We start from the raw sequence: 12796 nt of genomic DNA, 5'->3' as shown, positions 1-12796 counted from the left end.
GTTTGATGGCCGCATTTTACTGCGTTCTCTTGATAATGGAAGTCTCAATTTAATTGGAAGTTAATATGAAAATAGAACATTACCAACGCTTAACCAAACAAGCCGTTGCATTAATTGAATCAGAACCCGATCTAACTGCTAATCTAGCTAATATCAGCTCATTATTATTCATGGAGTTGGATGAATTAAATTGGGCTGGTTTCTATTTAATGAAGCAGGACCAAGCTAAGGAAAAAGACGAACTTGTGCTTGGCCCATTTCAAGGTCAACCGGCTTGTGTTCGAATTCCGGTAGGGCGTGGTGTGTGTGGAACTGCGGTCGCGACGAATACAGTTCAGCGCATTTATGATGTTCATGAATTCGAAGGACACATCGCTTGTGACGCTGCAAGTAACTCAGAAATCGTTATACCATTTTCGATTGACGGGAAAATAGCGGGCGTTCTTGATATCGATAGCCCAAATGTTGGTCGTTTTTCTCAAATTGACGAGGACGGATTAACATTTTTCATGGCAGAAGTGGAAAAGCTGCTTAATTCGCACGCGAACAAGGCATAAATTATTCTCTTACTGTGGTTTTTCCCAAGCATCTCTCTATAATACGTAAAAATATTTTCTTAATGCTCGCGGAAAACCGCAAAAACCAGGAACCCACATGGAAAACACTGAAAAGTTAAAAAACAGCAAAGAAGTTATCGCATATGTTGCTGAATGTTTCCCTAAATGCTTTACTCTAGAAGGTGAAGCGAAACCACTTAAAATTGGTATTTTTCAAGATCTTGCTGAACGTCTAAATGAAGACGAAAAAGTAAGTAAGACTCAGCTTCGTGCAGCGTTAAGACAGTACACATCATCATGGCGTTACCTGCACGGCGTAAAAGCTGGCGCAGAACGTGTTGACCTAGACGGCAACGTATGTGGCACACTAGAAGAAGAGCACGTTGAGCACGCTAAAGCGACACTTGCAGAAAGCAAAGCGAAAGTTCAGGCTCGTCGTAAAGAACAAGCACAGAAAGCTCGTGACGAAGGCAAAGCGAAAGCGAAAGCGAAGAAAGCTCAACAGCCTCGTCGTCAAGCGCCTAAAGCACCGAAAGTAGAAAAGCCTGTAGAAACACGCGCTTTGAACGCCGATGAATTTATCACTGGTAAAGAAGTAAATGTGAACATGGGTACAGGAAACATGGCTGCGACCATTGTTGAAATCAATAAGGAAGATGTGCGTGTTCAGTTAGCAAACGGCCTACAAATGGTTGTTAAAGCGGAGCACTTGCGCGCTTAAAGGAGATACTCCTACGCATGAAATGCCGTTCAAAATTGACACTGATTGCTGCTAGCTTTTTGCTAGCAGCTTCAGCTCAGGCTCTTGAAGCCAAATTAAATCAGGACGATTTACCTCTACTCGCTCCTGAGGTTCAACACGAAACTGCTAGTAAACGTGTTACTTCTCGATTTACTCGTTCCCACTATAAACACTTCAATCTCAACGATGATTTCTCCCAAGCTATCTTTAATCGTTATTTAGAGATGTTGGATTATAACCGTAATATCTTCACTCAAGCTGATATTGATTCTTTCGCTACTTCATCTAAACAAATTGATGATCAACTGAAAGCCGGTAATAACCAAATAGCCTTCGATGTCTATAATTTGTCCATGCAGAAGCGTTTTGAACGTTTCCAATATGCGCTGTCTTTACTAGATACTGAGATTAAGTTTGATACTGATGAAAGTATTGAGCTCAATCGTAGCGAAGCGGAATGGCCAAAAGATATCGCTGAAGTAAATGAGCTTTGGAGAAAACGCGTTAAATATGATGCGTTGAATCTAAAACTTACAGGTAAAGAGTGGCCAGAGATTCAAGAAGTTTTGGAAAAGCGTTACAACAATGCGATGAAGCGTATTACGCAATCGCACAACGAAGATGCTTTCCAGATCTACATGAACGCATTCGCGCGAGAAGTTGACCCTCATACCAGTTACCTTTCTCCAAGAAATGCAGAGCAATTCCAGTCTGAGATGAATCTATCCCTAGAAGGCATTGGTGCTGTACTTCAAATGACAGACGACTACACCGTTATCCGATCTCTCGTTGCTGGTGGCCCTGCGTCCAATAGCAAACAATTGAGCGATGGTGATCGTATTGTTGGTGTTGGTCAAGATGGCGAAGATATTGTTGATGTTATCGGCTGGCGTTTAGACGATGTAGTGCAATTAATTAAAGGACCGAAAGGGACTAAAGTTAAGCTACAGATCTTGCCAGATGGTAAAGATGCAAAAAGTCACGTTGTCACAATTGTACGCGATAAGATTCGCTTAGAAGACCGCGCTGTTAAATCAGAAGTTATCGAGAAAGATGGCAAGAAGATTGGCGTACTAGAAGTACCAAGCTTCTATGTTGGCCTTTCTAAAGATACTGATAAACTGATCACCGAACTTAAAGAGCAAGGTGTCGAAGGTATCATTGTTGATCTGCGAAACAACGGTGGTGGTGCACTAACGGAAGCAACCGAACTCTCTGGTTTGTTTATCAAAGAGGGGCCCGTTGTTCAAGTTCGTGATAGCTACGGTCGTGTAAAAGTGAACAGTGATACTGATGGCGAAATTAGTTACCAAGGTCCATTAACGGTATTGGTGAATCGCTACAGTGCTTCAGCATCTGAAATCTTTGCAGCAGCGATGCAAGATTATGGTCGTGCAATCATCCTTGGTGAAAACTCTTTCGGTAAAGGAACGGTGCAACAACACCGCTCTTTGAATCATATTTATGATTTGTTCGATAAAGAGTTAGGCTACGTTCAATACACCATCCAGAAATTCTACCGAATCAATGGCGGAAGTACGCAAAACAAAGGTGTAGTGCCTGATATTGCTTACCCAACGGCAATTGATCCAGCAGATACTGGTGAAAGTGTTGAAGATAATGCTCTGCCTTGGGATAGCATAGATAAAGCTAACTATTCAGTGTTACAGCGTAACGATGGGCAAGTTGCTGCTTTAACCGCTCAACACCAAGCTCGTATTGCGACAGACATGGAGTTCGGCTTTATCGCGCAAGATATTGAAAAATATAAGGCTGATAAAGATGATAACGACCTTTCTTTGAACGAAAAAGTACGTCAACAAGAGAGTGATGATGGGGATGAGCTTCGTCTAGAGCGTATCAATCAACGTCAAAAAGCCGCTAAGCTAGAGGCATTTAAAACGTTGGATGATATCCCTAAAGACTACGAAGCCCCGGATGCTTATCTTGATGAATCTGTTGCTATCATGCTGGATATGATCAAGAAATAGAGCAAATACCTGTTAAAAGGTGATTGTTTAAAGATGCACAATTTAAAAAGCGAGCCTAGGCTCGCTTTTTTTGTGTCTATGATTTGACAGGAATACCTGATTGTAACCGTTGAGACTGTCGCAAAGAACACTCAATGTTCAGGGTTATTTAGCTCTGTTTTGTGTCGAATAATGACATTTAAGTTACTTTGCACTTAAAATTTAGTGACTTGGATCAAATTTTTTCGCTTTCTATTCATTACGTGCCTAAGCTTAAAGAAAACGAGGGGGCGCGTATGAAATGGATTCTACTATTTTTATCTTGTTTAAGTTTTGTTGCTTTTGGGAGTGAGGTCGCTTCAAGCGATCAGCAATCAAAAAGTGACAGCAATCTATCTCATTTTGACCTTCCTTTACTGCTTGGTGATTGGTATTTGATGAACCCAGATCCTGAACAAGGTACTGAAAATTTTAGAGCGATAAAGCTAACCCTTGATTCAAATTATTCATTCTCCATTGATATTCAAAAGAAAGACTACAGTGTCGACCATTGGGAAGGCTTGTATAATGCCAATGAAGATACCATTATTTTGGGTTTAAACACCTCTGAACCTCAAGTTTACGCCTATAGCAGTAACCATAATATGTTGAACCTCAACGGTGTCATGTTTACCAAAGCCTTACCGAATGCACTGGCAGGTATTTGGTCGAGTGCTGAGCTTTCAGGTAGCGACCTACGCGCGAGTAACATTCAAAAAATGGATTTAGTGCTTCAACCTGACTTTGTATTTATGTTCAGAGTGTCCGATGAAGTGGGGAGTGAAGTTGTTCGTCGTGGGGTGTATTACACAGAAGGCGATCAATTGGTGCTTCTGTATGAAAATGGCGAGCACGGCACTCGTTACACATTAAACAGCGACGTCTTGACGCTTCAAGGTGAAGAAGGCGACATGTTTGCAGTACTCAATCGTATTCGATAATGATGAGTTGGATGCGCAAAGTCAGGTTTGTTGATAATATGGCTCACAGTTCATTTATTAGCCGTTCCTTTCTTATTTGGTTGATAAAATAGCAAAACATGGAGGCGTTTTACTACAATGCCTCCTTTTTTCAATATTCCCCTTGTGTTCTTGGCCCTCAACCTTTAGATATATACAGTTAAAATACAATTACGTATAACGATCAAAAGGAACCCGTCATGGCACATACACCTCAAGCCAAGTATCGTAAAGATTATCAATCACCATCTCACACTATTTCTCAAATCGATCTTACTTTCGATTTGTACGATTCAGCGTCCATCATTACGGCGGTGTCTAGTGTTAAGCAAGAGAAAGATAGTTCGACCTTAGTACTTGATGGTGAAGGTTTGACGTTGGTTTCTGTTTTAGTAGAGGGTCAAGAGTGGACGCAATTCGAGCAATCTGAAACTCAACTGACACTGAGCGGACTACCGAAAGATTTCACACTCACGATCGTGACGGAAGTAAACCCTGAAGGGAATAGTGCACTTGAAGGTTTGTATAAGTCGGGTGGCGCATTCTGTACTCAGTGTGAAGCTGAAGGTTTCCGCCGCATTACTTACTATATGGATCGCCCAGACGTGTTGGCGAAATTCACGACAACAGTCATCGCAGACAAATCTGAAAACCCATTCTTACTAAGTAATGGTAACCGTGTAGATGAAGGTGAAACTGAAAACGGTCGTCACTGGGTGAAATGGCAAGACCCACATCCAAAACCAGCGTACTTGTTTGCACTTGTTGCGGGTGACTTCGATGTACTTCGTGACGCTTACACCACACAATCAGGTCGTAATGTTGACCTAGAAATATTTGTCGACAAAGGCAATTTGGACCGTGCGAACCACGCGATGGTTTCTTTGATTAACTCAATGAAGTGGGACGAAGAGCGTTTCAATCTTGAGTATGACTTAGACATCTACATGATCGTAGCTGTTGATTTCTTCAACATGGGCGCGATGGAAAACAAAGGTCTGAACGTATTTAACTCTAAGTTTGTTTTAGCGAACGACCAAACAGCAACCGACACCGACTACCTAGGCATCGAAGCGGTAATCGGTCATGAATATTTCCATAACTGGACCGGTAACCGAGTGACATGTCGCGATTGGTTCCAACTAAGCTTGAAAGAAGGCTTAACCGTATTCCGTGACCAAGAGTTCTCATCTGATCTTGGTTCTCGCGCAGTAAACCGAATCAACAATGTTCGTATTATTCGCGGGCCACAATTCGCTGAAGATGCAAGTCCAATGTCTCACCCAATTCGCCCTGAAAAAGTGATAGAAATGAACAACTTCTACACATTGACGGTATACGAAAAGGGCAGTGAAGTGATCCGAATGATCCACACATTGTTGGGTGAGGAAGGTTTCCAAAAAGGCATGAAGCTTTACTTTGAACGTCACGATGGTACCGCTGCAACTTGCGAAGATTTCGTTGCTGCAATGGAAGATGCGTCGGGCGTTGACCTGTCTCAGTTCCGTTTATGGTACAGCCAATCTGGCACGCCGACGCTGTCTGTTGAAAGTCACTACGACGCAGACAAAAAAGAGTACACGTTAACAACTCGCCAAGTAACGGCTCCAACTCATGAGCAAACGGAAAAGCAAGCTCTGCATATTCCTTTTGATATCGAGTTATACACCGCTGCTGGCGATGTCGTTGGGTTACAATGTAACGGAAAGCCAGTTCACAACGTACTTGATGTGAAAGAAGCGGTACAAACGTTCGTGTTTGAAAACGTTTCAGAGCAACCGATCCCATCGCTACTGCGTGAATTTTCTGCGCCAGTGAAACTGGAGTACGACTATTCGGATGAAGAACTTATCTTCTTGATGGTGAATGCTCGCAATGAATTTTCTCGTTGGGATGCGGGTCAAATGCTGCTAGCGAAATACATCCGTAGCAACGTAGATAACGTTCAACAAGGTCAAAAGTTTGAACTTTCTGCTTCTGTTGTTGATGCATTCCGCGGGGTACTGCTTAGTGATTCACTAGAACCTGCGTTTATTGCAGAAATGCTTTCTCTTCCAAGTCATAACGAAGTGTCGGGTTGGTATGAGCGCGTTGATATTGATGCGGTCGCATCTGTTCTTAACTCAATGAAAGTAACACTAGCTGCAGAACTTGAAGACGAGTTAGCGGCGGTTTATCACAGTCATGCACTAACAGAATACACGATCGATCACGATTCGATTGGTAAGCGTACTCTACGTGAAGTTTGTCTAAGTTACTTAGCGCATACTGAAAAGGGTAATGACTTGGTTGTTGCTATGTACCAACAAGCAAACAACATGACAGATACAATGGCAGCGATGGGCGCGGCGAACAGTGCGCAACTACCATGTCGTGAAACCTTGATGGCGGATTACAGCGACAAGTGGAAACATGATGGTCTTGTCATGGATAAGTGGTTTGCATTGCAAGGTTCAAACCCAAGCTCTAATGCACTTGAAGTGATTAAAGCGTCGATGTCGCACCAAGCGTTCAGCTTGAAGAACCCGAACCGTACTCGTAACTTGGTTGGTTCGTTCTTAAACATGAACCCGGTTCAATTCCACGCCAAGTCAGGACAAGGTTACACGTTTGCGGGCGAGATCCTACGTGAACTGAACAGCAGCAACCCGCAAGTGGCTTCACGTTTGATTGACCCGCTACTTAAGTTCCGTAAGTATGATGATGAACGCCAAGCTCTAATTAAAAAAGAACTTGAGACGCTGAAGAACATGGACAACCTTGCAAAAGACTTATTCGAGAAAGTGGCAAAAGCACTAGAGGCTTAAGTCAGCCGCTTATTCATGTAACGGTTTGATCATAAGCAGTTTGCTAATAAACAGTTTACTAGTAACGAAAAGTCATCAGTGGTAGAGAATATCTGCCACTGATTTTTTGTTTCTAGCTTATCGAATTTTCGATAAGCTAGAGCCGTTTCATTTTCAGACATCGTTAAGTGCCAAAAATACCGGCACTGTATATTTATACAGGTATCGTATGAATCGCTATATTTTCCAACTTAACATCTCATATCAGCAGTTTTTGGCCAGCTATTCTAGTGCGGCAAGTAAAGTTCAAGTGATAACAACAACAGGTTTACGCTTACAGTTACCTGCAACTCGGTTCAGACCATTTCTTACACAAATAGGGGTTAGAGGGCAGTTTAGGCTGACAACTGACCAAAAAAATAAGTTTATTAAGTTAGAAGCTCTGTAAACCTTGGCGTGCCTAGTGAGTTAAAAGGAATCTTAATCACATAATCAAACATTTCACCTCTTACCACCTCCAAAACAATTAACTATTTTTCAATAATGCTTTTACAATAAATGAATGCATTACCTTTGCTTAACTCGTTAGTAGAAAAGCGCTCAACGGCACGTTTCAAACACCAGATTAAGTGATCCCCCTAATAATAAAATATAATTCTAATTGTGGAGTGTGACTATGACCGCACGTGAAACTGTGGTTCCAGTTTTACTTGAAAAAGTTTACAAGCTGATTCAAGACAAACTTGACCTTGCTCATCGACCTCTCGTAACTCAACTTGCTCAACACTTGTTTAGTAACGTTTCTCACGACGATCTGACTCAGAGAAACGAATCAGATTTATATGGTGCTGTAGTTAGCTTATGGCATCACATCAATGAAAAGAAAGCTGACCAAATCTCTGTTCGTGTTTTTAACCCGACAGTAAGTCGTCAAGGTTGGCAATCTACTCACACTATCGTAGAGATAGTCGTACCAGATAGCCCATTCCTTGTAGACTCTGTAAAAATGGCGCTGACTCGCCTAGACCTTTCTTCTCACCTTATGCTTCACAATCCAACACAAATCTCTCGCTCTGATAAGGGCAGTGTTGTCGGCGTTAGCAATAACGAAGGTGCATTCCAATCACTTTTCCATATCGAAGTAGACCGTCTTAGCAGCAAAGCTGAAATGACAGCGCTCAAAACGGAACTACTGGATATCTTTACCGATACTGGTTTAGTTGTGAACGATTGGCTGAAGATGGTTGAAAAACTAGAGGAAGTAACCAATCAAGTAGAAAAGCAAAAAGAAAGCATTCCTGTAGACGGCCAACGCTTTGATGAGACGTTGGCGTTTCTTCGTTGGTTAGGCGAGCACAACTTTACGTTTATGGGCTACAAGGAATATGACCTTGTTTCTGTAAATGGCGACACAGAACTACAACCGACCAAGGAGCAAGGTCTTGGTTTGTTTGCGAATTCAGATCGTGTGCGTAACGTTAAGCTGTCTGAGTTTTCTGATTCGGCACGTCTTGAAGCTAAAAAGCCTTATGTACTTATCGTAACCAAGGGCAACACGGCTTCACGCATTCACCGCCCAGCTTACAATGATTACATTGGTATTAAGAAGTTCGATAAGAACGGTAAGGTTATTGGTGAACACCGCTTTACTGGTCTTTACACCTCTGCCGTTTATAACCAAACCGTTGAAACCATTCCTCTAGTTCGCGAGAAAGTAGAGCGTATCTTAGACGCGAGTGGTTACCGTGAAGGTTCATACTCTTACAAAGCTCTGCACAACATTCTAGAAAACTACCCGCGAGATGAACTGCTTCAAGCTCGTGAAGAAGAATTGCTAGAAGTCGGTACTGGCGTAGTTCAAATGCAAGATCGCGATCTTCTGCGTTTGTTTGTTCGTAAAGACCCGTTTGGCCGTTTCTTTAGCTGCATGGTTTACGTTACCAAAGATCGTTACAACACCGAGCTTCGTCGTCAAACCCAACGCATCTTGAAGCAGTATTTCGGTTGCGAAGAAGAGGTCGAATTCACGACATACTTCTCTGAAAGCCCACTGGCAAGAACGCACTATATTGTTCGTGTTGATAACAACAACATGGATGTGGACGTGAAAACAATTGAGCAAAATTTAATGGAAGTATCGTCTACGTGGGATGACCGCCTGTCTGAATCAATCGTTGCTAACTTCGGTGAGAGCAAAGGTCTTCCGTTATCGAAAGAGTACATGCGTGCATTCCCACGTTCGTACAAAGAAGACATGATGCCTGGTTCTGCGGTTGCAGATATCGAACGTCTAGAAGCTCTGAGTGAAGACAACAAACTTGGCATGCTTTTCTACCGCCCTCAAGAAGAAGCGGCAGACTCTAAAGCTGTTCGTTTGAAGTTGTTCTATCACAGTGATGAGCCTATTCACCTGTCTGATGTTATGCCAATGCTTGAAAACTTTGGCCTGCGCGTTATTGGTGAATCACCTTATGAAGTACGCAAGACCAATGGAGTGACTTATTGGATCCTTGATTTCTCGATGCTGCACAAGAGTGACAAGACGATTGATCTTCGTGAAGCGCGCGATCTATTCCAACAAGCCTTTGCTGCGATTTGGGAAGGTGAATTAGACAGCGATGGTTTTAACCGCTTGGTATTGGGTGCGGGTCTTTCTGGCCGTGAAATCTCAATCTTACGTGCGTATGCGCGTTACATGCGCCAAGTGGGTTTCCCATTCAGCCAACAATACATTGAAGACACATTGTCTCATTACCCAGATCTAGCGAAAGGGTTAGTGAGCTTATTCGGCAAGCGTTTTGATCCTAAATTAAAGGGCAGCGCGAAAGGCCAACAAGATCTTATTAAGAAGATCACTGAACAGTTGGATCATGTAGAAAGCTTGGATGATGATCGTATCATTCGTCGTTACATGGAAATGATCACAGCAACGCTTCGTACTAACTACTACCAGTTAGACGACAACAAACAGTCTAAACCTTGGTTGGCTCTGAAAATGAGACCAAGCGAGATCCCAGATATCCCAGCGCCAGTTCCTGCGTTTGAGATCTTTGTTTACGCACCAGACATTGAAGGTGTGCACCTACGTGGCGGTAAAGTCGCTCGTGGTGGTTTACGTTGGTCAGACCGTCAAGAGGATTTCCGTACTGAGATTCTAGGCCTAGTTAAAGCGCAACAAGTTAAGAACACAGTAATTGTACCGGTTGGTGCAAAAGGTGGTTTCGTTTGTAAGCGTCAGCACATGATGTCTGGCCGTGATGAAATTTTTGCTGAAGGTCAACGTTGTTACAAGCGCTTCATCCGTGCACTACTAGACGTATCAGACAACATTATTGAAGGCGAGGTTATTCCACCGAAGAGTGTTGTTCGTCACGATGAAGATGATCCGTACTTGGTTGTTGCTGCCGATAAAGGTACAGCAACGTTCTCAGATCTAGCAAACTCAGTATCTGATGAGTACAACTTCTGGTTAGGCGATGCGTTTGCCTCTGGTGGCTCTAACGGTTACGACCACAAAGCAATGGGTATCACCGCGAAAGGTGGTTGGGAATCTGTTAAACGTCACTTCCGTGAAATGGGCATCAACTGTCAAACAACGGACTTCACCGCTATAGGTGTAGGTGATATGGCGGGCGATGTGTTTGGTAACGGCATGCTGTTGTCTAAGCATATTCGTATACAAGCTGCGTTTAACCACATGCATATCTTCATCGATCCGAATCCAGAATCAGCATCAAGCTGGGTAGAGCGTGAGCGTTTGTTTAATCTACCTCGCTCAAGCTGGGAAGATTACAACAAAGACCTTATCTCTCAAGGTGGTGGCATCTTCTCTCGTCGAGCGAAGTCTATCCCTTTGACGCCTGAAATTCAGAAAATGCTGGGTACTAAGAAAGCATCAATGGCACCGAATGACTTGATCAAAGCGATCTTGTCTATGCAGGTTGATCTTCTTTGGAATGGCGGTATCGGTACATATGTTAAGTCTTCAAACGAGACTCATACTGATGTTGGTGACCGTGCAAATGACGTGCTTCGTATCGATGGCCGTGACCTGAAAGCTAAGGTTGTTGGTGAAGGCGGTAACTTGGGTATGACTCAACTGGGTCGTATCGAATACGCGCTAACGGGTGGCCGCGTTAATACTGACTTCGTTGATAACGTTGGTGGTGTTGACTGTTCGGATAACGAAGTAAACATTAAGATTTTCCTGAATGGTTTGGTGTCTAATGGTGATCTAACCGTTAAGCAACGTAACCAAGTACTTGAATCAATGGAAGATGAAGTTGGCGAAATCGTACTAGACGACGCATATTGCCAAGCTGAGTCTATTTCGGTTACTGAACATCAAGGTGTTGGCCTAGTAAAAGAGCAAATCCGCTTTATTCACACTATGGAGAAAGCAGGGTACTTGGATCGTGGTTTGGAATACATCCCAGATGACGAAACACTGCTTGAGCGTGAAAAGCAGGGCCAAGGCCTAACAAGACCAGAGCTTTCTGTACTTGTCGCTTACGGAAAAATGGTGCTTAAAGAAGATCTTGTTAGTGATGATATCGCTAATGATGAATTCCATGCTCAACAGCTTATGCAATACTTCCCAACAGCGTTACGTCGTAACTACTCTCAGCACATGGATAATCATCCACTACGTTCTGAAATCATTGCGACGGCATTGGCTAACCAAATGGTTAACGAGATGGGTTGTAACTTCGTCACTCGTCTGCAAGAAGAGACGGGCGCAAATATCGTTGATATTGCCAATGCTTACGCGGCATCACGTGAAATCTACGGTCTTGGCAAAGTTCTGAAGAGCATCCGTGAACTGGACAATGTTTCAAGTTCCGAAGCTCAATACGAATTGATCTACCATGTTCGTCGTACACTTCGTCGTTTGGCTCGTTGGTTGCTAAGAAACCGTACTGGTAAACAGTCAGTGAAAGCACTGATTGAACTTTACCAAGGTGATGTTCTAACTATCACAGAGAAACTGGATGAAAACCTAGTGGCTTCTGAAGTAGAAGAGCATAACGCAATGGCACAGCTATGGATTGACCAAGGTGTAAACGCTGAGTTGGCTAATTCAGTCGCGCGTTTGTCTAGCTTGTACTCAGCACTGGATATATCCACAGTGGCTCGTGAAACAGGTAAAACAGTACAACAAGCGTCTAAGCTTTACTTCAATCTTGGTGATCGCTTGTCTTTGCACTGGTTCTTGAAGCAAATCAATGGCCAAGCAGTAGATAACAACTGGCAAGCGCTGGCACGTGCAGCATTCAGAGAAGATCTGGATTGGCAGCAACGTCAGCTAACTGGCCAAGTACTTAACTGCGGTTGTGCTTCAGATATTGATGTGATTAAAGCGCTTGATGATTGGATGGAAAGCAACTCGGTTTCTCTACATCGTTGGGAAAGCATCTTGAACGAATTCAAAGTAGGTTCGGTTCATGAGTTTGCTAAGTTCTCAGTAGCACTACGTGAATTGATGCTATTGAATCTAAACTGCATGTCGACAGACTAGCGATTAGATAAAAACGAAAAGAAACAAGGGCAGGCCATCAGGTCTGCCTTTTTCGTTTGGCTGAACAGTGTTATTTGGCAGAGCAATGTTATTTAGGAGAATAGTGTCATTTGGCTGAATAGTGAATGACGTGTCCGATTATTTCATTGAGTCACTTATGCTTGGTCAAGTTAGCTTATCCTTAGTCGAGTTAATCTATGCTCGTTATATGAATGATAGTCAAAT

7 protein-coding genes are annotated in these 12796 nt (G+C 43.0%); all 7 read left to right on the top strand.

Annotated elements, in window-relative coordinates:
• Positions 1–65: 65 nt before the first annotated feature.
• The gene (locus tag AB4589_RS13165) at positions 66–557 is read left to right on the top strand and encodes a GAF domain-containing protein (protein ID WP_371709677.1); all 492 of its coding nucleotides are present in this window, start codon (positions 66–68) and stop codon (positions 555–557) included.
• 97 nt (positions 558–654) lie between these two features.
• Positions 655–1278 (top strand): RNA chaperone ProQ, encoded by a 624-nt coding sequence (proQ, locus tag AB4589_RS13160; RefSeq protein WP_009846654.1) that lies wholly within the window; start codon positions 655–657, stop codon positions 1276–1278.
• 17 nt (positions 1279–1295) lie between these two features.
• Positions 1296–3290, top strand: a complete 1995-nt coding sequence (gene prc / locus AB4589_RS13155) for a carboxy terminal-processing peptidase (protein ID WP_372064987.1) — start codon at positions 1296–1298, stop codon at positions 3288–3290.
• Between the two features lie 275 nt (positions 3291–3565).
• Positions 3566–4249 carry a hypothetical protein gene (locus tag AB4589_RS13150; RefSeq protein WP_009846656.1) on the top strand — a complete coding sequence of 228 codons (684 nt, stop codon included), beginning with the start codon at positions 3566–3568 and terminating at the stop codon, positions 4247–4249.
• Between the two features lie 218 nt (positions 4250–4467).
• A complete protein-coding gene (pepN, locus tag AB4589_RS13145) occupies positions 4468–7074 on the top strand; it encodes an aminopeptidase N (protein ID WP_372100739.1) in 2607 nt (868 codons plus the stop codon).
• A 208-nt stretch (positions 7075–7282) separates the two neighbouring features.
• Entirely contained in the window at positions 7283–7501 is a 219-nt protein-coding gene (locus tag AB4589_RS13140) for a DUF2835 domain-containing protein (protein WP_372100737.1), read from the top strand.
• A 228-nt stretch (positions 7502–7729) separates the two neighbouring features.
• On the top strand, positions 7730–12571 hold the full coding sequence (locus AB4589_RS13135) for an NAD-glutamate dehydrogenase (protein ID WP_372100735.1): 4842 nt from the start codon (positions 7730–7732) through the stop codon (positions 12569–12571).
• The last annotated feature ends 225 nt before the right edge of the window (positions 12572–12796 follow it).

It is taken from the genome of Vibrio sp. 10N.222.49.A3 (genome assembly GCF_041475145.1).
Taxonomy (GTDB): domain Bacteria; phylum Pseudomonadota; class Gammaproteobacteria; order Enterobacterales; family Vibrionaceae; genus Vibrio; species Vibrio tasmaniensis_A.
This window is presented reverse-complemented; position numbering and strand designations above follow the sequence as displayed.

Excerpts from the sequence above, each read along its gene's own strand:
- AB4589_RS13165 (WP_371709677.1), top strand. The coding sequence starts at position 66 with ATGAAAATAGAACATTACCAACGCTTAACCAAACAAGCCGTTGCATTA.
- proQ (WP_009846654.1), top strand. The coding sequence starts at position 655 with ATGGAAAACACTGAAAAGTTAAAAAACAGCAAAGAAGTTATCGCATAT.
- prc (WP_372064987.1), top strand. The coding sequence starts at position 1,296 with ATGAAATGCCGTTCAAAATTGACACTGATTGCTGCTAGCTTTTTGCTA.
- AB4589_RS13150 (WP_009846656.1), top strand. The coding sequence starts at position 3,566 with ATGAAATGGATTCTACTATTTTTATCTTGTTTAAGTTTTGTTGCTTTT.
- pepN (WP_372100739.1), top strand. The coding sequence starts at position 4,468 with ATGGCACATACACCTCAAGCCAAGTATCGTAAAGATTATCAATCACCA.
- AB4589_RS13140 (WP_372100737.1), top strand. The coding sequence starts at position 7,283 with ATGAATCGCTATATTTTCCAACTTAACATCTCATATCAGCAGTTTTTG.
- AB4589_RS13135 (WP_372100735.1), top strand. The coding sequence starts at position 7,730 with ATGACCGCACGTGAAACTGTGGTTCCAGTTTTACTTGAAAAAGTTTAC.